16 protein-coding genes, 4 tRNA genes and 2 rRNA genes are annotated in these 19,488 nt (G+C 56.6%); 21 read left to right on the plus strand and 1 reads right to left on the minus strand.

Going from position 1 to position 19,488, the window contains the following annotated elements:
* The 12 genes from KXG62_RS20330 to KXG62_RS20385 form a co-directional block, all read left to right on the plus strand.
* Positions 1-106 (plus strand): 23S ribosomal RNA (locus KXG62_RS20330); the annotation flags it as partial.
* Positions 107-286: 180 nt separating this feature from the next.
* Positions 287-403, plus strand: a 5S ribosomal RNA gene (rrf, locus tag KXG62_RS20335).
* An 81-nt stretch (positions 404-484) separates the two neighbouring features.
* A tRNA-Glu gene (locus KXG62_RS20340) sits at positions 485-556 on the plus strand.
* Positions 557-561: 5 nt separating this feature from the next.
* Positions 562-637: transfer RNA gene (locus KXG62_RS20345), tRNA-Val, on the plus strand.
* A gap of 7 nt (positions 638-644) precedes the next feature.
* A tRNA-Met gene (locus tag KXG62_RS20350) sits at positions 645-721 on the plus strand.
* Positions 722-735: 14 nt separating this feature from the next.
* Positions 736-812, plus strand: a tRNA-Asp gene (locus KXG62_RS20355).
* A gap of 295 nt (positions 813-1,107) precedes the next feature.
* Complete coding sequence (locus tag KXG62_RS20360; RefSeq protein ID WP_218093849.1) at positions 1,108-3,306, plus strand: ATP-dependent helicase; 2,199 nt, start codon at positions 1,108-1,110, stop codon at positions 3,304-3,306.
* Positions 3,307-3,500: 194 nt separating this feature from the next.
* Complete coding sequence (locus KXG62_RS20365) at positions 3,501-3,815, plus strand: PadR family transcriptional regulator (protein ID WP_218093850.1); 315 nt, start codon at positions 3,501-3,503, stop codon at positions 3,813-3,815.
* A 14-nt stretch (positions 3,816-3,829) separates the two neighbouring features.
* Positions 3,830-4,462 carry a DUF2812 domain-containing protein gene (locus tag KXG62_RS20370; protein WP_218093851.1) on the plus strand — a complete coding sequence of 211 codons (633 nt, stop codon included), beginning with the start codon at positions 3,830-3,832 and terminating at the stop codon, positions 4,460-4,462.
* Positions 4,463-4,590: 128 nt separating this feature from the next.
* A complete protein-coding gene (locus KXG62_RS20375) occupies positions 4,591-5,397 on the plus strand; it encodes a MerR family transcriptional regulator (protein ID WP_218093852.1) in 807 nt (268 codons plus the stop codon).
* Positions 5,394-6,425 carry a glycoside hydrolase family 113 protein gene (locus KXG62_RS20380; RefSeq protein WP_218093853.1) on the plus strand — a complete coding sequence of 344 codons (1,032 nt, stop codon included), beginning with the start codon at positions 5,394-5,396 and terminating at the stop codon, positions 6,423-6,425. The genes KXG62_RS20375 and KXG62_RS20380 overlap by 4 nt, the downstream gene beginning before the upstream one ends.
* A 24-nt stretch (positions 6,426-6,449) precedes the next feature.
* The gene (locus KXG62_RS20385; protein ID WP_218093854.1) at positions 6,450-7,073 is read left to right on the plus strand and encodes a VC0807 family protein; all 624 of its coding nucleotides are present in this window, start codon (positions 6,450-6,452) and stop codon (positions 7,071-7,073) included.
* A gap of 3 nt (positions 7,074-7,076) precedes the next feature.
* Here the strand turns inward: KXG62_RS20385 and KXG62_RS20390 are convergent, their stop codons facing one another.
* Positions 7,077-8,162, minus strand: coding sequence for a DUF3231 family protein (locus tag KXG62_RS20390; protein ID WP_246627550.1), 1,086 nt, complete (start codon positions 8,160-8,162; stop codon positions 7,077-7,079).
* 165 nt (positions 8,163-8,327) lie between these two features.
* Here KXG62_RS20390 and KXG62_RS20395 point away from each other — a divergent pair, with 165 nt between their 5' ends.
* The 9 genes from KXG62_RS20395 to nikB all read left to right on the plus strand — a co-directional run bounded on the left by KXG62_RS20395 (position 8,328) and on the right by nikB (position 19,488).
* Complete coding sequence (locus KXG62_RS20395) at positions 8,328-9,887, plus strand: FAD-dependent oxidoreductase (protein WP_218093855.1); 1,560 nt, start codon at positions 8,328-8,330, stop codon at positions 9,885-9,887.
* A 176-nt stretch (positions 9,888-10,063) separates the two neighbouring features.
* Positions 10,064-11,212 (plus strand): type III polyketide synthase, encoded by a 1,149-nt coding sequence (locus KXG62_RS20400; protein WP_218093856.1) that lies wholly within the window; start codon positions 10,064-10,066, stop codon positions 11,210-11,212.
* On the plus strand, positions 11,205-11,945 hold the full coding sequence (locus KXG62_RS20405) for a methyltransferase domain-containing protein (protein WP_218093857.1): 741 nt from the start codon (positions 11,205-11,207) through the stop codon (positions 11,943-11,945). The genes KXG62_RS20400 and KXG62_RS20405 overlap by 8 nt, the downstream gene beginning before the upstream one ends.
* The gene (locus KXG62_RS20410; RefSeq protein ID WP_218093858.1) at positions 11,942-13,090 is read left to right on the plus strand and encodes an NAD(P)/FAD-dependent oxidoreductase; all 1,149 of its coding nucleotides are present in this window, start codon (positions 11,942-11,944) and stop codon (positions 13,088-13,090) included. Before KXG62_RS20405 ends, KXG62_RS20410 begins: the two co-directional genes overlap by 4 nt.
* A gap of 32 nt (positions 13,091-13,122) precedes the next feature.
* Positions 13,123-15,258 (plus strand): MMPL family transporter, encoded by a 2,136-nt coding sequence (locus KXG62_RS20415; protein ID WP_218093859.1) that lies wholly within the window; start codon positions 13,123-13,125, stop codon positions 15,256-15,258.
* Between the two features lie 118 nt (positions 15,259-15,376).
* Complete coding sequence (locus tag KXG62_RS20420) at positions 15,377-15,898, plus strand: GNAT family N-acetyltransferase (protein ID WP_218093860.1); 522 nt, start codon at positions 15,377-15,379, stop codon at positions 15,896-15,898.
* Positions 15,899-15,910: 12 nt separating this feature from the next.
* A complete protein-coding gene (locus KXG62_RS20425) occupies positions 15,911-16,696 on the plus strand; it encodes a class I SAM-dependent methyltransferase (protein WP_218093861.1) in 786 nt (261 codons plus the stop codon).
* A gap of 202 nt (positions 16,697-16,898) precedes the next feature.
* The gene (gene nikA / locus KXG62_RS20430; RefSeq protein WP_218093862.1) at positions 16,899-18,533 is read left to right on the plus strand and encodes a nickel ABC transporter substrate-binding protein; all 1,635 of its coding nucleotides are present in this window, start codon (positions 16,899-16,901) and stop codon (positions 18,531-18,533) included.
* A gap of 16 nt (positions 18,534-18,549) precedes the next feature.
* Positions 18,550-19,488 (plus strand): nickel ABC transporter permease, encoded by a 939-nt coding sequence (gene nikB, locus KXG62_RS20435; RefSeq protein ID WP_218093940.1) that lies wholly within the window; start codon positions 18,550-18,552, stop codon positions 19,486-19,488.

Genomic DNA, 19,488 nt, shown 5'->3' on the forward strand with positions numbered 1-19,488 from the left:
TCCCAGTATGTAAGACCCCTTGTAGACGACGAGGTAGATAGGTTCGGGGTGGAAGCGCGGTAACGTGTGGAGCTGACGAATACTAATCGGTCGAGGGCTTATCCAAAAAGCTATTCAGCATTTGACTTTTGTTGCAGCGAAGATTTATCTTTTGGAAGTAACCTTTGTGCGAAGCACAACGGAACGAGAAAAGATAAATCGGAGCCCGTTTCGATCCAGTTTTCAGGGCGCAAGCCTTGACGAGAGCTTATGCTTTCGCAACCCGTTTTGCTGATGCAAAACATTGTTTGGTGATGATGGCGGAAGGGAACCACGCGTACCCATCCCGAACACGAACGTTAAGCCTTCCAGCGTCGATGGTACTTGGACCGCAGGGTCCTGGGAGAGTAGAACGTCGCCAAGCGAAAAAAATCCCACATAAGTGGAATCTTATTGTAAAAATCATTAGACCGTTACGTTGATCATAACGTTCCTAATGGCATGAGGCCCGTTGGTCAAGGGGTTAAGACACCTCCCTTTCACGGAGGTAACAGGGGTTCGAATCCCCTACGGGTCATATATGAACGCTTAGCTCAGCTGGGAGAGCATTACCTTGACAGGGTAAGGGTCGGCGGTTCGATCCCGTCAGCGTTCACCATAACTATCGCGGGGTGGAGCAGCCCGGTAGCTCGTCGGGCTCATAACCCGAAGGCCGCAGGTTCAAATCCTGCCCCCGCAACCAATTTTACTATGTGTGGAGCCGTGGTGTAGAGGCCTAACATGCCTGCCTGTCACGCAGGAGACCGCGGGTTCGAATCCCGTCGGCTCCGCCAGTAAAACTTACATGAGACCCAACAGCTCAATTTATGCCAAAGGGTTTACAGACATTTAACTCACAAAAGCGTCATAAAGACCAAAGACTGGAAGAAGGATCATCGTTCCATACGATCCTCGATCCAGTCTTTTTTGCCGTATAGCGTGGTATACAATCACTTCATTGCCTCCCGATCTTCCTGCCTAGCCGAAGCCAAAGCCGAAGCTAATGCACAGGAGTTGCCAGTCTTCTGATAGGAGGATCATGCTATAATGAACTTATCGTTTGAATGACCGGATGAGAGGGTAGTTCGCTTGCATACGAAGGAAGATTTTTTTGTTCGCCAAAAGATAGACAATGACATTACTCTAAATGAGGTTCAGTTACAAGCCGTTCTCCAGACGCAAGGGCCGCTGCTATTATTGGCATCGCCCGGTTCGGGGAAAACGACGACGATCATGATGAAGATGGGCTATTTGATCGAGGAGAAGCAGACCGATCCGAGAAGGATCAAGGCGGTCACGTTCAGCCGCGCTTCCGCAAGTGACATGAAGGAACGATATAAACGGTTTTTTCCCGGTCTTCCGCCAGCGGATTTCTCGACAATTCATGGCTTTGCTTTTGAAGTCGTGCGTGATTATTTTCGAAAAAAGGGAACGGCCTTCCAAATCATTGAGGGAGATGTGGAGCTGAAAGAGCAGGGAACATTCGGCTCGGAGCATCTGCCGCTGCATAAGAAGGTGATCTTGCGCACGTTATTCAAAACGGTGGTCGGTGACAATATGACCGATGACCAGCTGGAAGAGTTAACGACCTATATCAGCTTGATTAAGAATAAGATGATTCCTCCGGAAAAGTGGTCGCTGGTTCGGACGAGCGTTCCTGAAGCCGTGCGTATTGTGCAGGAATACGAAGCGTTTAAAAGGTCGGGATATTCGAAGCTGCTCGTTGATTTCGACGATTTGCTGGTGATCGCGGAGCAGGCGTTGGAGAGCGATCAAGACCTGCTTCGGGCATATCAGAAGCGGTACGATTATGTCCTGACCGATGAAAGCCAAGATACTTCGATGGTGCAGCATGCTATTATCGAGAAGCTGGTTCGGACGCACGGCAATCTTTGCGTAGTGGCCGACGATGATCAAAGCATCTATGGCTGGCGGGGAGCCGAGCCGTCGTATCTTCTGAACTTCAAGGAAGTGTACCCCGACGCAGCGATCCTGTTCATGGAGCATAATTATCGCTCGTCCCTGGACATCGTGAGCGCCGCCAATCAATTCATCAAGCGCAATAAGAGCCGGTATGACAAGAACATGTTCACCGATAATCCGCCGCATAAGCCTATCAAGATGAAGAGCTTTGCAGATCATGTCTTCCAAGCCAAATATTTGGTGCAGGAAATCCAGCAGATGGACAATCTGGCCGAAGTGGCGGTGCTGTATCGCAATAACGCTTCCTCGGTGGCGTTAATGAACGAATTTGATCGAGCGGGGATTCCTTTTTACATGAAGGATGCGGACAATCGGTTTTTCTCGCATTGGGTCGTTGAAGATATTTTAAATTTTATGCGGATGACGTTTACCGACAAGCGCGTTGACATTATAGAGAAGATTCATTTGAAGTTCAACGGCTACATAAGCAAGCAGCAGATGGCCGCATTGAAGGAGATCAGCAACAACGAGTCCGTGTTTGATAATTTACTGAATCATGTGCCGCTGCAGGAGTATCAGGTTAAGTCGCTGACGTCGGCCAAAGAGACCTTCCGGGAGATGAAGGGGATGCCGCCGCTGCAAGCCATCCGGGTCATTCGCGAACGTCTGGGCTACGAGAAGTCGCTTGAAAAGATGTGCGAGCGGCTGGGATTCCGTAAGGAGTATTTGCTCGGCATACTGAACACGCTGGAAGAAATCGCAGGCTCGCTGGATACGATGGAGGCTTTTGCGAGCCGGCTGAAGTACCTGGAGGCTCTTCTGAAAAAGGCAAAATCGAGGAAAGGGCAAAATGCGGTTACATTCTCGACATTCCACAGCTCGAAGGGACTGGAATTTGAGCGGGTGTACATGATCGACTTAATCGAAGGGGTCGTTCCCTCCTCGAATGAAGTCAACGATCCATCGCTGCTGGAAGAAGCCGCTCGCCTGTTCTATGTCGGCATGACAAGGGCGAAAACGCATCTGGAGCTGATTTCCTACAGAAAAAAGGATGGGGAAGAGGTCGCAGCATCGCAATTCGCGGAGGCGGTCCGTGCGATCGTGAATCCGCCTGAAGCTGCGCCGAGGCCGGAGACGGCAGCGATCGCAAGCAAGGCTGCTCCGCCCATTCCATACAACCCGAATGCAATGAAAGACAGGACTCAATTAATGCCGGGAGAACTGATACGACACCGGGTGATGGGACGAGGCCAAATCGTTCAAACCGACGGAGATATCGTAGAAATTACATTCAGCACCGGCGTCAAAAAATTGTCTATTTCGACATGCCTGGAAAAAGGATTGTTAGAAAGGGAAGCGCCGTAACATAACGTAACGTAACGTAACGAAAGCGCGAAGAGAAGGAGAGGCGGACAGTAAGCCAAATGGATAACGGTACAAGCCCAATGGGCCGATGTGCCGTTTTTTTGTATTGCAATATACAGTGAAGTTGTATATAGTATAACTATACAGTACAACGATATATAGTTCGGCGATATATGATATTCAGGAGGAGAAGCATGGAACGTGACAAACTTTTGCCGTTGACCGAAACCGTTTATTACATTTTGCTGGCTTTGGTCGAGCCGGCGCACGGCTATCTGATTATGCAGAAGGTGGAGGAGCTGAGCGGCGGGCAAGTTCGTATGGCGGCGGGTACGCTGTACGGCGCGATCGAGAATTTGCTGAAGCAAAAGCTCATCCAGCCTGTAGCTAGCGAGGACAGCAGGCGCAAGGTGTATGCCGTTACCGACAAAGGCCTCGATGTATTGCGACAGGACCTCGAACGGATGAAGCATATGATTGCCGTGACCGCAGGACGATTGAATGGATAAGGGAGGAACCCGGCATGAAAAAATACAAGTTTTTTACTAACTTCGACGAAGAGGAAGCATGGCTGAAAGCGATGGCCAAGCAAGGCAGCCGATTCGTAAAAAAGACGTCGTTCGGCTATGAATTCGAGCCTGCTGAGCCAGAGGACGCCGAGATCAGGATCGATTACCGCACGTTCAAGCGGCAGGATGATTTCGAAGATTACCGCGCCTTATTCGAGGACAGCGGGTGGGATCATATCGCCGGAACGAAAAGCTCGGGTCATCAATATTTCAAGAAGTCGGGTAAAGTGGGAGGCGAAGAGATCTTCTCCGACGTCGATTCCAGAGCCGGCCGTTACAAGCGGCTGTCGGACATGTGGGCGACGCTCGCCTGCTGCTTCGTTCCCCTCTTCGCGGTGCTGGTCTCGACGGACGCGATCGATCCGGGCGTGCTGCTCGATCCGAAATCGCTGTATTACACGCCGGGCCTGTGGAGTTTAACGGGCGCCGCTTTCTGGAGAGCGTTCCTTTTCGAGACGCCGTTTGTGCTCGTTCGGGGCTTGTTCTGGATCTTCATCCCGGTGATGATCTTCCTTTACTTGTATTTCTCCGCGAGGGCGAATAAACAGTATAAGAAAACGCAAGACGATAAGATCATCCGCCATTAAGCGGCCAGCATGTGGACATCATCCGTTTGTACAGACGGGGGTGTCCTTTTTTTGATGGAGCCGGTGAAAAAAGAATTTGCTCGTGACGTTACGTCACATACTACAATAAAAACGAAGAGGTGAGGACAATGAGCAGGGAAGCACGTGAACCGTTCTTCACGGTAGGGGAGCTTGCACGAAAGGGCGGCGTGACGATTCGCACGCTGCAATATTACGACGCCTGCGGACTGCTGGTCCCGAGCGGATACAGCGAGGGCGGGCGGCGCATGTACGGCAAGCGGGACATCCTTCGGCTGCAGCAGATCTTGTTTCTCAAATCGCTGGGCTTCTCCCTGGAGGAGATCGGCGAGAAGCTGCTTCCGGCGGATTCGGCGGCGGAGCTGTCCCGGGTGTTCAAGCAGCAGCGATCGATATTGGTCGAGCAGATCGCCCGCATTCAGCAGACGGTTAACGAAATGGACCAACTGATCGGGGAAGTTGAAACCGGCAGCGACATCAGCATCGAACGGCTTCTGCTCATCACGAAAGCATCCCGCACGGACAATCCGTACTTCTTTTTGACCCGGAACATGTCCAAGGAACAGACGGAATACCTCATTGAGCGGTTTAACGAGCAGGAGGCGGCCGAATTCAATCAAGATCTGCAGGCTCTTACGGCGAAGCTGATCGCCTTGTACCGGCGGAAGGAACAGCCGGAGGGGGCGGAGGGCCAGCAACTGGCCGAGATGTGGTGGAAACTGACCATGCAGATGACCAAGGGAGACTTATCGATGCTCCAGGACATGTCCGCTCTCCTGGTCAACGAGAACAGCTGGCCGGCGGATGCCGCCGATTTGAGGGAAGCGACGCAAACTTTTATGCGGGAAGCCGTTCTTGCGTATTTGAGGAATAACAATATTACGCTGCCCAAGACGAGAGGAGAGAGCCACTCATGAAACGTAGAGGGGTCAACTATGACGTAGGCATTGAAACGAGCGGCTTTAGGTCGCGGCCTGTGTTCGAAATTGAGGTTGTTCGCCGCGAGCTGGCGATAATTAAACATGATCTGAAGTGCAATGCCGTCCGGATCTCGGGGACCGATCCCGACCGGTTGATGGCGGCGGCTGAAATCGCGCTGAACCAGGGGCTTGAAGTATGGTTGTCGCCGCATCTTCACGATCAAGAGGAAGACGAGACGCTTCGTTATACCGTACAATGCGCGAATAGGGCTGAAGAGCTGCGCAGGCGGTATTCCGGGCTGGTGTTCATACTCGGCTGCGAGCTGACGCTGTTTATGCAAGGGATATTCGAGGGCGACACGATCTTCGATCGGGTGAGCAGTCCCGGCTTTATGGAAAGCATTCGAACGGGCGAACATAACATGCGGCTGCAAGCTTTTCTGACGAAAGCAATCCGGGAGGTCCGGGAACGGTTCCGGGGAGAAATCACGTACGCCTCGGCGCCGCTCGAGACGGTGGATTGGAGTCTGCTGGATTATATAGGCCTCGATCATTACAGGGATATCCGCAATCATGATTCCTACGCGAGCAAGCTTACGTCGTACGCGCGGTGGCAGAAGCCCGTGATCGTCACCGAGTTCGGCTGCTGTACGTACCAGGGCGCGGAAGATGCCGGAGGCAGAGGGTGGATGATCGTGGATCGGACGAGTCCGGCCCGTAAGCGTCTTAATGCCGAATATATAAGGGATGAGGTGCTGCAAGCCAAAGAGCTGGTTGAGCAGTTGACCGTGCTCGATGCTGCGGGGGTGGAGGGCGCATTCGTCTTCACGTTCGCCGCTCCGACGATGGTTCACGACAGGGAACCTCTGCACGATCTGGACATGGCAAGCTACGCTCTGGTCAAAAGCTTAGCGGACGGGCGGGGAGTGCGCTTCCCCGACATGAGGTGGGAGCCGAAGCAATCCTTCGATGCAGTCGCGCGTTACTATGCCGAGCGAGAACTCTCGCAGGACAGCAGGAAATAAACAGGAGAAGGGTGAACCCAACTGATGGATAAAGCACAAATGAAACAGCATTCCCGGCAAACGTTGAAAAGGATCATTCCGAGCTTGATCGTGAACTGGCTGCTCCCGATCGTGTTGTATACTGCGCTTCGCGGCATCGTGGCAAGCGACACCGCCGCGCTTGCTTTGTCCGGAGCCGTTCCCGCGCTCTGGGTTGTCGCGCGCATGATCGGCGTCCGCCGAATCGACTGGATCGGCTTGCTCGGCGCAGCCGGCTTTGGCGGGGCATGCCTTATCTCGGCCTGGACGGGCGGGGAGTCGCTGCCGCTGAAGCTGTATCACCCGGTGGTCGCCTGCCTGATCGGAATCGCCGCGCTGGCATCCGTCGCCGCCGGCAAGCCGCTGGCGCTTGTGTTGTTCCGCTTGCTTCAAGCGGGTGATCCCGGACGATTCGACAAGCCCGCGGTCCGTCGTAAGCTTGCGCAGGCCACAACGGTGTTCGGCAGCCTGTTTGTCACGGACGGCATCGTGCATGTCATCTTGGTCTATTCGATATCGACAGGCATGTTCCTGATTTGGTCGCGCGTCGTTACGCTGGTCATGCTGACGGGTTTGGTGTTGTCCGTCCGGCATATTTTATGGCGCAACAAGCAGGAGGAATCGGCGTAAACTTCACTGCGTAAGCGAGGAGCGGTCGCTGGCTCCGGGCTGTTTTTCCATCCAGTTGTGCTTGGTCATGATCATATATATTTTTCTGTACCCGGTATGAATATTCTCGAATATGTGGTTGTAATTCATAATGACGTCCGGACGCATGGACGAAGCAAGACCCGTCGCGTAAAACGTCAAGGCGGTACTCGTCAAAAAAGCCATGTGGTACATCATCAGCTTGTCAGAGAACGGGCTTACGGTGGATTCCGTCACATCCGATTCCCACATTCTCGGCGTGGTCAACTGCTCTTCTTCCAAAATAGCGACGAAGCTGTCGATATCCTTGCCGGCCCGCTGAACGCCGTCGAGCATATATTCGCGTACGTCTTCATGCCCCGCGACCTGGCCGAAGGCGTGAAACAACGCTTTGTTCAGCGCATTTTTTTTCGTATTGAAAAAAAGATTGCCGATCTCCGTCGCGTTCAGCGGCTCCGGTTTCCCGATTAGGCCGGACAGCAGCCCTTTTTTCTGGACAAACTCGACCTTTGCGGGAGAAGCAATCGACGAGGGGGTGGAATACAGGTTGTTGGACTGTTCGTAGGCTATGATTTGATCGAGCAGCCGCTTCGCCTGCACCGAGCAATCGAAGAAATAGTTCCGCAGTCGTTCGTCTTCGCAAGTCGTCAGGGCCAGGCTGTAAGCCGTCAGTCCGTGAGTCGTCATAATTTCGGAATAAAAGACCATGAAATGATCGGAGAACAGCCGGGGGGCATGCGAATGGACATCGCTCTCCTGAAAGCCGAGAGGCAGCTGAAAGCCTGCTTGCTTGAAAAAACGGGTAATTTGCTCCAGATGCGTCTGCGATAACTGCAGCGCCGTCTCCAATATGGAGCGAACCTCTTCCTTTTCTGCCGTTTGGAGGAAATGGGTATAGACGCAAACCGACAGACTATCGCCCATATATTGATTCCAAAGGGCAGATACTTCGGCGGCGCTGAATTCGATTTCGTTCGTTCCGCTTGCCAAATGCTCCAGAATGTCCGCCATTTGCGAAGTCGTCTGCTCCACTTGTTCGATTCTCCCGATAATCTCGCGCGTGACGTCCACGTGCATCAACCTCCTAATCATCGTTGTTTGCTTTATTTTCTTCCAATGATGCATAATTATTCATCGATTGCCTCGATTCCGGCGCCGAAGGCATGGATCGATCCGGCTAGAATAAACGATTTCGAAACGGATATATTAGGTTTAAAAATGGAAGAAGGAACCTACATGCCTGAAAACCCGTCCCCTCGCGTCACCCTTCCGCAGTTTCCGGAATCATTATGGCTAGCGGCCTCTCCGATCCCGAGTTTCCCTAAACTGACCCGCGATATCCGTGTGGATGCAGCTGTCGTCGGCGCCGGAATCTCGGGGATTACGACGGCGTATCTGCTGTCCCAACGCGGGCTTCGCGTTGCGCTGATCGAAGCGGGAACCGTGCTGTCCGGCACAACGGGCCATACCACAGCCAAGATTACGGCGCAGCATGATCTTGTGTACGACGAATTCATCTCGCATTTCGGAAAGGAACAGGCTCGGCTGTACTATGAAGCGAATCATGAAGCGCTGCAGTTTATAAAGAAGACGGTGGCCGAGCAGCGAATCGCCTGTGATTTTACGGAGGAAGACGCCTACGTCTATACGGATGCGGACGATTACGTCAAGAAGATTGCCTCGGAATACGCCGCTTACGAGGCGCTGGGCATTCCAGGAGCCTATGCGGACCGGACGCCGCTGCCGTTTCCGACGAAAGCGGCCGTCGTCATGAAGCAGCAGGCCCGGTTTAACCCGGTGCCGTATTTGACGCATTTGCTGCGGCAAGCGACGGAGCAGTACGGATGCCAAGTATATGAGCATTCGACCGCCGTGAATCTCGAAAAAGGAAGCCCGGCCACGGTCATCACCCAAGAAGGGCAGCGCGTCACCTGCGATTTCGTGGTATTAAGCACGCACTTTCCTTTTGCGGACGGCGGCGGGTTTTACTTTGCGAAACTGCATGCGAGCCGTTCGTACGTTTTGGCAGCGAAGGCGGCGCAGGCATGGCCCGGCGGCATGTATATTTGCGCGGAGGAGCCGAAGCGGTCGCTCCGGTCCGCGACGGTGAACGGCGAGGCCCTGCTTCTCATTGGGGGAGAAAGCCACAAGACGGGACAAGGCTTATGCACCTTCCGGCATTATGAGGCGCTGCAGCAGTTCGGCGAAGAGCAACTGGGCATCACGGACATTCGTTACCGGTGGTCGGCTCAGGACTTGGTTACGCTGGACAAGCTCCCGTATATCGGACCCATTACTTCGGATGCTCTGAACGTATTCGTAGCGACAGGGTACAAAAAGTGGGGCATGACGACGGGCACGGCAGCGGCGCTGCTGATCGACAAGCTGGTGGCTGGGGGAGAGAGTCCGTACCAGGAGCTGTTCCATCCTTCCCGGTTCCATGCCGATCCGAGCCTCAAGACGCTTATCGTGCAAAATGCGGACGTGTTGGATCAGTTCGTGTCCGGCAAGCTGGAGATGATCTTCAAGACGCCGGAAGAGCTGGACAGAGATGAAGGCTCGGTCGTCAGAGTGAACGGCAAACGAGCCGGCGCTTACCGCGATCCGGAAGGGACGCTGCATATCGTAGATACGACGTGCACGCATATGGGCTGCGAGGTCGAATGGAATGACGGAGAACGAACATGGGATTGTCCGTGCCACGGCTCGCGATTTTCATACAAGGGAGATGTGCTGGAAGGGCCGGCGAAGGAACCGCTGGCCGAACTGGCCGCGCCGGAGGGCGTGGAACGGTAACCAGGGATGGCCTAACGAAGAGCAGCTCTGCGTACACCGGTACGTTGCGGGCTGCTCTTTGTGTTATGCCGGCCGCGGTTTCCATCATATTCGGCCGAGCCTATGAATACATATGGATAAAGCAAAGGTGCTTGTCTTGACCGATAGCGGATGGCGAGAGAGGATGAATGGAGAAGATGAATGAGTCGAGTCCAATCGTTGCGATTCTGGGAATAGGGACAGCCGTGCCGGCGTATCGTCTCGATCAAGCCGATACCGCGAAGCGCTTAGCCGAAGGATTGGCGGATCATCCGGATTCCGCGCGATGGTCCAAGCGAATATTCAAGCAGTGCGGCGTGGACACGCGCTATACCTGCGAACCGAATCTGCTGGAATCTGCCGATCGATGCCGCTACTACCCGGGGAGATCTGCGGAGGATGTCCCTTCGACGGCGGAACGGATGGCTGTATATAAAAGAGAATCGGTGCCGCTCGGGCTGAAGGCGGCGAAACAAGCATTGGCGGACGGGCAGGTCGACCGGTCCGACATTACGCATCTGATCACGGTGAGCTGCACCGGTCAATTTCTCCCGGGAATGGATGCGGCCCTGGTTCGGGAGCTGGGCTTGTCCGTGACGGTCAATCGGATCCCGCTGACGTTCCTCGGATGTGCCGCCGGACTCAAGGCGGTCGGCCTGGCGCAGCAGATCGTCGCGGACCATCCTTCCGGCTGCGTGCTCATCGTCTGCGTGGAGCTTTGCACGCTGCATATCCAGCCTTCCGCGACGCGGGAAGCTTTATTCGGCGCTTCGTTCTTCGGCGACGGCGCTTCCGCCTGCGTTGTAGGCGTGGCGGGCGAAGGGCGCCGCGGCCTGTTTCAATTAAGCCGGCCGTATTCCGCGCTGCTGCCGGGCGGTGCCGAGGAGATGGTGTGGGAGGTGGGCAATAACGGCTTCGATCTATATTTGTCCACCGGCATTCCGAAGCTGATCGGCCAGTTCATCGCCGAGCCGCTCGCGCCATTCGTCGCCGGCGGGAAACCGGAGCTGTGGGCGATTCACCCCGGGGGCAAAGGCATTATCGATACGATGGAGGACTTGTTCGGACTGACGCAGGAGCAGACGCGCGCCTGCCGCGCGGTGCTGCGCGACTACGGCAACATGTCCTCCGCAACCATATTATTCGTGCTGGAGGACATGAGGCGCGAGCTGGCAAGCCGCGGCTCGGGGCCGGTCGGCGGGGTGGCGCTGGCCTTCGGGCCGGGACTTTCGTGCGAGCTCGTCGGGATCGAGTACGTCCCGTCTGTTCCCTTGCAAGCGCAGGCCCGGGATGAGGCTTATGTTTAGAAGCTTTGGGCAGCGTGACGCCGCGCAGGAGCTGATGGACGACTTTACGACGGGAGGGCCGGAGCTGCGCACCGCACTGCGGCATCTGCGGCGGCTGAACCGGCTCTTCGGCGCGTCTGCGCCCGCGCTGTACGGCATCCGGCGATTGTGGATCGAGGCGGACAAGCCGCGCCGCTTCTCCATCCTCGACGTCGGCGCGGGGTCCGGCGACGTGAATGCCCGCATCCTGCAATGGGCGGATGCTAACGGGATCGACCTGACGATCACGCTCGCCGACGTGACGGAGGAAGCTTGCGAAGAGGCGAGGCAACTGTTCCGGGAGGAGCCGCGGGTGCGGGTGCAGCGAAGCAATGTGTTCGAGCTGGCCGAAGGCTGCGCGGATATCGTCACCGCGTCGCAATTCGCGCATCACTTTGATGCGGGCGAGCTGCCGCGCGTCGTGGACAGCATGCGGCGGGCGTCCCGGCTCGGCGTCGTCATCAGCGACATTCACCGGCACTGGATTCCATGGGCGGCGGTGTGGGTAACGACGCGGTTGATTTCAAGCAACAAATATATATTAAACGACGGGCCGCTGTCCGTGGCCAAAGGGTTTCGCGCCGACGACTGGAAGCGTCTGGCGGAAGCGCTGGATTGCCCGGCGCTGTTCTACGCCTGGAGACCGTTGTTCCGCTATGCGGTCGTCATCGGGAAGCGCGAGCTCCATACCATGCATCGGAGTGGAATGGAATGAAGCATGACCGGGATGTCGCGATTATCGGCGCGGGAATCGCCGGCAGCAGCTTGGCCAAGGCGCTGGCGGACCGGGGCTGGGATACCGTGCTGTTCGAACGGAAGCCGTTTCCGCGGCACAAAGTATGCGGCGAGTTTCTATCGCCGGAATCGCAGCGCATGCTGCAGCAGCTGGGGCTGCACGGACGCGTAGAAGCACTGCGGCCGAGCCGGCTTCCGCGTACGCGGCTGGTCATCGGCAGCGGGGAAGCGATCGAAATTCCGCTCCCCGGCACGGCGCTGGGAATAAGCCGGTATTTGCTTGATTCGGCGCTGCTCGGAGCGGCGATCGACGCCGGCGTGCACGTACAGACGGCGACAGCGGTCACATCGGTGAACCCAAGCGAGGACGGATACACGGTCGAGACGAAGCAAGGGGATGTTCGCAGCACGTACCGTGTCCGGGCGGTTATCGCCGCATGGGGTGCGAACGGCCACGCCGGGCATACCGGAGGCGGACGCCCCGACCATTCGGCGGACCTGGCGTATGTCGGCGTGAAAACGCATGTGGGCGGAATCGAGATGGAGCCGGTCGTGGAGCTTTACTTTTTCGAGGGAGGCTATGTCGGCGTATCTCCCGTGGAAGGCGGGCTCGTCAACGTGGCGGCGCTGCTGAAGCGGGCATCGTTCGCAGACAGCGACAAGACGATTGCGGGGTGGATCGACGCCGCGAGCCGTCGGAACGCGATGCTGAAGCGGCGGCTCGCCGGGGCGTTGCCAGTGCCCGGTACGCAGGCTGCCGTCGCGCCGGTCGATTTGCGCCGCAAGCCGCAGGCGTGGGGGGCGCTGCCTCATGTGGGCGACGCCGCGCTGATGATCCCGCCGCTGTGCGGCGACGGGATGTCGATGGCGCTGCGCTCCGCCTTATTGTGCGCGCCGCTCGCCGACCGCTGCTTGCGCGGGGAAATCTCGCTTGCCGGATGGCAGCGGGAATACGAGCAGTCCATCCGGCGGGAATTTTACGGGCCGATGCAGTGGGGGAGGCTGCTTCACGAGCTGCTCGGCATGCCGGTCGTCCCCCGGCTGCTGCTCGGTGCCGCCCGGCTCGCGCCGGGACTGGCGTATGGACTTGTGAAAGCGACAAGAGTCAAACCGGCCGACTCGTAGCGCCGGACCATTCGCGTAAGGAGGGCATGGTTATGCGTGTGCTGAAGCTTGCTCTCCTGTCTGTTCGATACCCGAAAACCATCATCCTGCTGTGGATGATGGCTTTGCTGTTGTTCGGATGGTATGCCCTCAAGCTGCCCGCCGTTCTGAAGGACCACGGCCTCACGCCGGACGGTGCCTATGTTCGGGTGGAAAGATTATTGTCCTCTGAGTTTCACATTCCCCGGGACCCTGTGATGATTCTGTTCGAACAGCGGCATGCCGTATCCGATGAGCAGTTCCGCCAGTACATTGCCCAGACGCTGGCAGCGCTGCAGGGCATCGACGGACTGGCCCAAGTCGTATCCCCGCTGGAGAGGGAAGGAATGCTGCAGACGCATACGGCTTATGCGCTGTTTGCCTTCCAACAGCCGCCCCATGAGATGAAGCCGGTCATCGACGAAATGCAGCGGCGCTTACCCCGTAATGCTTCCATGTCCGCGACATTGACCGGCAAACCGGTCGTGCAGGCGGAGGTGAACCGGGCCAGCCGCTCGGATCTCGGTCAAGCGGAGCGGCTCGGCATTCCGGCCGCCTTCCTGATCCTCTGGCTGGCGTTCGGGAGTCTTGCCGCTGCGGCCATTCCCGTCGTCATCGGGGTGATCGGCGTCGCCTGCACGATGGGACTGATCTATTGGCTGGGACATGCGATCGAGATGTCCAACTTTGTGCTGAATGTCATTCCGATGGTCGGGCTCGCACTAAGCATTGATTTTGCCTTAATGCTCGTCAGCCGATTCCGGGAGGAGCTGGTGAAGCAGCAGGCGTCACCGGCGCTGATGACGACGATGCAGACGGCGGGCCGGGCGGTGCTCTATTCGGCGGCATGCGTCTTCTTCGGCTTGGTGGGCATTCTGTTCATCCCGCTGCCGATGTTTACCTCCATTGCGATCGGCGCGATGACGGTGCTGACGATGTCCGCACTGCTCGCGTTCACGCTTGTCCCCGCGCTGCTCTACTGGCTGGCGCCTGTGCTGAAGGCGGAGAGCAGCCGGCGCGCTGCCGTCCGGCGGGACGGCTTCCGGGAGGCGATGGCGGCCTTTGTGATGAAGAGGCCGATTCGTCTGGGGCTGCTTGCTTCGGTGCTGCTGGTCCTCTGCTTGGCGCCTTTGCGCGACATGCAGCTGGCGATTCCGGATGCGACCTCCTTGCCGCCGAATGCCGCTTCCCGTGCGGCCTTCGAAGCATATCAGGCCCATTTCGTCGACCGGACGAGTACGGAGGTTTACTTCATCGCGCAAGGAGTATCTCCGCGCTGGAGCCAACAAGACTGGCAGCAAGCTTTCGCGCTGGCGCAGCGATTGGAGCGCGATCCGGCCGTACGGCAGGTGGAGTCTGTCTTCTCGCACCTGCGCATGTCCCCCGAATCGCTGTTGTACTTGCATCAGAGGCCAGCAGCAGTCAGGGCGAGCTACGAGCCGATCCTTTCATCGTTTGTGAAAGATAGCCGCATGCTGATGCGCGTTACTCTGGAAGGGGATTCTTCTTCCCCGGAAGTGATGCGCTGGCTTAGGCAGTGGGAGCGGGAAGGCACATTATCCGCGCTTCCGTTTATGATCGGGGGCGAGGGGAAATACCGGCAGGAAGTGTTCGACTGCATTTTTGACAACATCAAATATGTGCTCTTCTTTATTTTCATCTCCAATTATGCGGTGCTGCTGGCTGCCTTCCAATCCGTTCTTCTGCCGGTCAAGATGATGGCGATGAACTTGCTCAGTCTCGGTGCTTCGTTCGGCATTCTCACATGGATATTTCAGGAGGGGCGCTTCGGCATCGAGCCGGGCAGCATCGCGATCATGATTCCGGTGTTTATATTCGGGCTCGTGTTCGGCATCAGCATGGACTACGGGGTATTCCTCGTATCGCGAATGTTCGAGGCGTACAGGCACACAAGGGACAACAGCCGCGCCGTACTGGCAGGCTTGTCCGCAGCCGGTGGCATCATTAACTCGGCTGCGGCGATGATGATCGCCGTCACCGCACCGTTCGCCCTCGGCGAAGTCGCCGGGGTGAAGCAGCTCGGCATCGGCATTGCGGCGGCGATTCTGATCGATGCGACGATCATCCGGATGGTGCTCGTTCCGTCGCTGATGCACCTGCTCGGCAAGTGGAACTGGTGGTGCCCGTAGCTGCCGCGTTTCCGGCGAAACGGGTTTACAGCTACCTCCTGATGTGTTACTTTTTAATATGAATGTAACACTTGCGGACATCGCCCGCTGAGGCGACAGAGAGAGAGAGGGAGCAGGAGTGAGCGCAGATTTGAGCGACTATGTGATCCGAGAGATTGAGCTGGACGAGCTGCCCGCAGCCATCGATTTCGTGATGGAGATCGTCAGGGAAGTGTTCCCGATGCTGGACCCAGATGCGCTTCCGCCCGATCTGCTCGCTTTTCGGGACGTTTATTACCGGTCGGCGACGGCGACGCTGCTCGCCGCTTTCGATAAGAACGGAGCGATTGCGGCGACGGCGGCTTTTTTGCCTTATGACGACCGGATCGCCGAGATCAAAGGAAACTACGCCGATCGGAAGACCGCAGAATTGGTAAAATGTTACGTCAAGCCGGAGCTGCGGCGTCATGGACTGGGCACCGCCCTGGTCCGCGAGCTGCTGCCCTCCGCGCGGGACAAAGGATATGAATTCATGTACTTGCATACGCACCGCTTCTTGCCGGGCGCCGTCGGGTTCTGGGAGAAGCAGGGATTCACGTTCCGGCTGGAGCCGTTCGATTCTTATGAAACGGTGCATATGGACAAGCATTTGGCTGAGTGAGGGTGGAGAGCGTTGTCGAGCCATAATCTGAAACAAAGAATTACCGAGGATTGGGATTGGCGCTCCCGCGAGTATGCGGGGCGAAGCGACATGTATTTGCAAACGGAGAAACAGCAGCGGCTGTGGCATGAGACGCTGCACGGCCTGGTCGCTCCGCAGGGGGAAGGGCCGCTCGATATTCTCGACGTCGGGACGGGGCCGGGATTTCTTGCGCTGCAATTCGCGCGAATGGGCCATCGCGTGTCAGGTCTCGACCTGTCGCCCAACATGCTGGAGATCGCAGCGAAGAAGGCGGCGCAGCGGCAGCTAATGTGCACGTTCCTTCAGGGCGATGCCGAAGCGCTCCCGTTCGCCGACCATTCCTTCGATGTGGTGGCCAACCGGCATTTGCTCTGGACGCTGCCCCGCCCGGGAAAGGCGATCCGGGAATGGATGCGCGTGCTCAAGCCGGGCGGCAGGCTGCTGATTATGGACGGAGACTGGACGAACCGGCATTTGTCGCGCAAGCAGAAGCTGCGCATTGCGATGGGTCATACGCTGACGTTCTTCACCAAAGGGAAGATCCCGTGGAAAGGAAAAGGGCGGGGCTATGACGACGCAGCGCACCTGCTTCCCTTCAGCGGGGTGGATCCGGGCAAGGTGATCGCATTAATGGAAGCGGCGGGGCTGCAGGCGATAGAGGAGCATGACGTGCAGCATCTGCTGGCGGCTGACGCGGAGTCGTTCCCGCTCGCTTATCGCTGGAGCTTTATCGACAGCCACCGCAGATTTATCGTTGCCGGGAGCAAGGCCGAGTAGAGAACAGCATAGTGGATCGGGAATGCGCTCGGCCGAGAGATGGCCGGGCGTGTTTTGCTTTTTCCGAATGATCTGAATTTTTGTATTTATTTTTGTGGAAAAGTGTGCTACATTTTATTAAAATCATAACACGATTTTAGAAAATTATGTTAATCCGCTGTATCGATATGTTGCATTCCATTGATCGAGGTGAAATGTTTTTATGTTTGGTTCATCCAAAAGGTTGTCGACTTGTTCGAAATGGCTTCCTATTCTGCTCAGCGCCACGCTCCTGCTCTCCGCTTGCAGCGAGAAGCCATCCCCAGGTACGGCTGCGGGCAACGGGAAGGCGGCGGAAGCCGGGGCGAAGACGATCCGCTTCTCTTCGGCGAACGATATCGGTCCGCTGAATCCGCACATGTATGCGCCGAACCAAATGTTCGCGCAGAACATGGTGTATGAATCGCTTGTGAAATATGTGGACGGTAAAGTCGTCCCCCATTTGGCGGAGAAGTGGGAGGTGTCCGGTGATGGCAAGACGTACACGTTCTTCCTGCGCAAGGACGTCAAGTTTTCCGACGGAACATCGTTCAATGCGGACAACGTCGTCAAAAACGTAAAAGCCGTACTGGCGAACAAGCAGCGCCACAGCTGGCTTGAGCTCGTGAATCAGCTCAAGGACGCCGTCAAGGTGGACGAGTACACCGTGCGAATCGTACTGGCCAACCCGTATTATCCGATGCTGCAGGAGCTGGCGTTGATTCGGCCGATTCGCTTCCTGGGCGATGCGGGCTTCCCGGCGAGCGGTAACACGTCGGAAGGAATCAAAGCGCCGATCGGTACCGGACCTTGGGTGCTGACGGATTACAAGAGCAATGAATACGCAGAATTCAGCAGAAATCCGAACTATTGGGGCGAGAAGCCCAAAGCGGACAAAATCCGCGTCGCCGTCATCCCCGACGGCGAATCGAGGGTGCTGGCGTTCGAGAAGAAAGACATCGATGTCATTTACGGCGACGGCAGCATCAGTCTGGACTCGTTCAAATATTTGAAGGAATCCGGCAAATACGAAACGGCCATCTCCGAGCCGCTCTTTACGAAGTCGATCGCGCTGAATACGAATAAAGGGCCGCTCAAGGACATTAACGTCCGCAAAGCCATCGAGCATGCCTTCAACAAGAAAGCGGTCATCAACAATGTGTTTTACGGCACGGACAAGCTGGCCGACACGCTGTTCCCTCCGAGCTTCCCTTATTCCAACGTCAAGCTGACGCCGTACGCGTACGATGTGAGCAAAGCGGAGAAGCTGCTGAATGATGCCGGATGGGTGCTGCCGGTGAAGAAAGAGTTCCGCGAGAAGGACGGCGTTCCGCTGGAGCTGGAGCTCAGCTTCGACAGCGCGAACAATGTGCATAAGGCGATTGCGGAAGTGCTTCAAGGCGATCTGCGCAAAATCGGCATCAACGTGAAGCTCATCGGCGAAGAGAGCCAGCTGTTCGGGCAGCGTCAAACGAACGGCAACTTCCATATGATCTTCAGCGATACGTTCGGCATCCCGTACGATCCGCATGCGATGGTGTCGTCGATGCGCGTGCCGTCGCATGCCGACTATCAAGCGCAGGCCGGACTGCCGATGAAAAAGGAGCTCGACCAGAAGATCGAAGCCGCGCTGCTCAGCACGGACGAGAAGACGCGTCAGGAGCTGTATAATTACATCTTGACGACGCTGCACGACCAGGCGGTGTACCTGCCGATTTCGTACGGCACGAATCTGACCGTGTACCAGAAGAACATCAAGGGCGTGAAGTTCGGTCAGATGAACAGCGAGATTCCCTTCGAGAAAATGGATAAGGAATAGGAGCTTATAGGGAATGATGGCCTGGCTCATCGTAAGGCGAATACTTAGCGTTATACCGATTTTGTTCGGCGTTTCCGTAATAACCTTCCTGTTCGTCCGGCTGCTTCCCGTCGATCCGGCGGAAGCGTACCTGCGCTTATCCAAAATTCCGGTATCGGACGAGGCGCTGGCGCTCGTCCGCACGGAGCTTGGTCTTGACCGTCCGCTGTATGTGCAGTACCTCAGCTGGCTGGGCGGCGCGCTGCGGCTCGATTTCGGCACATCCTACATCAGCAAAAGGCCGGTATGGGACGAAATGATGGCCTATCTTCCGGCGACGCTGCAGCTGACCTTCTCATCGATCGCGCTTGCCTTCGTGATCAGCCTGCCGATCGGCATGTTGTCGGCGCTGTACAAAGACCGGATGTTCGACCATCTCAGCCGGACGCTGTCGTTCGTCGGAGCAGCGACGCCGAGCTTTTGCCTGGGGTTTCTGCTGATTTACTTGTTCTCGCTGAAGCTCGATATATTTCCGGTATCGGGGAGGGGCGGCCTGCTGCATCTGGCGCTGCCTTCCTTCACGCTGGCTCTCGCATCCGTCGCAGTGTACACGCGGATGCTCCGGGGCAGCACGCTGGACGAGCTTCATCAGCCGTATGTGCTCTATGCCCGGGCGAGGGGCATCCGCGAGCGCTTCGTCATCGGCAAGCATGTATTGAAGAATGCGCTGACGCCGCTGGTCACGACGATGGGGATGCATATCGGCCATAAATTGAGCGGTTCGATCATCGTGGAAAATGTGTTTGCCTGGCCGGGCATCGGGCGTCATTTCGTCAATGCTTTGTTCGGCAGGGATTACCCGGTTATTTTATGCTACGTGCTGTTGGTCACGACGATCATTATCGTATGCAATTTGCTGATCGATATTTTCCACATGATCATCGACCCCCGCGTGCGCCGGAAAGGAGCGCATTAG

The organism is Paenibacillus solanacearum, from assembly GCF_910593845.1.
Lineage (GTDB): Bacteria > Bacillota > Bacilli > Paenibacillales > NBRC-103111 > Paenibacillus_G > Paenibacillus_G solanacearum.

Coding starts and splice junctions, on each gene's coding strand:
- KXG62_RS20365 (WP_218093850.1), top strand. CDS start 3,501: ATGGAACGTGACAAACTTTTGCCGTTGACCGAAACCGTTTATTACATT.
- KXG62_RS20370 (WP_218093851.1), top strand. CDS start 3,830: ATGAAAAAATACAAGTTTTTTACTAACTTCGACGAAGAGGAAGCATGG.
- KXG62_RS20375 (WP_218093852.1), top strand. CDS start 4,591: ATGAGCAGGGAAGCACGTGAACCGTTCTTCACGGTAGGGGAGCTTGCA.
- KXG62_RS20380 (WP_218093853.1), top strand. CDS start 5,394: ATGAAACGTAGAGGGGTCAACTATGACGTAGGCATTGAAACGAGCGGC.
- KXG62_RS20385 (WP_218093854.1), top strand. CDS start 6,450: ATGGATAAAGCACAAATGAAACAGCATTCCCGGCAAACGTTGAAAAGG.
- KXG62_RS20395 (WP_218093855.1), top strand. CDS start 8,328: ATGCCTGAAAACCCGTCCCCTCGCGTCACCCTTCCGCAGTTTCCGGAA.
- KXG62_RS20400 (WP_218093856.1), top strand. CDS start 10,064: ATGAATGAGTCGAGTCCAATCGTTGCGATTCTGGGAATAGGGACAGCC.
- KXG62_RS20405 (WP_218093857.1), top strand. CDS start 11,205: ATGTTTAGAAGCTTTGGGCAGCGTGACGCCGCGCAGGAGCTGATGGAC.
- KXG62_RS20410 (WP_218093858.1), top strand. CDS start 11,942: ATGAAGCATGACCGGGATGTCGCGATTATCGGCGCGGGAATCGCCGGC.
- KXG62_RS20415 (WP_218093859.1), top strand. CDS start 13,123: ATGCGTGTGCTGAAGCTTGCTCTCCTGTCTGTTCGATACCCGAAAACC.
- nikA (WP_218093862.1), top strand. CDS start 16,899: ATGTTTGGTTCATCCAAAAGGTTGTCGACTTGTTCGAAATGGCTTCCT.
- nikB (WP_218093940.1), top strand. CDS start 18,550: ATGGCCTGGCTCATCGTAAGGCGAATACTTAGCGTTATACCGATTTTG.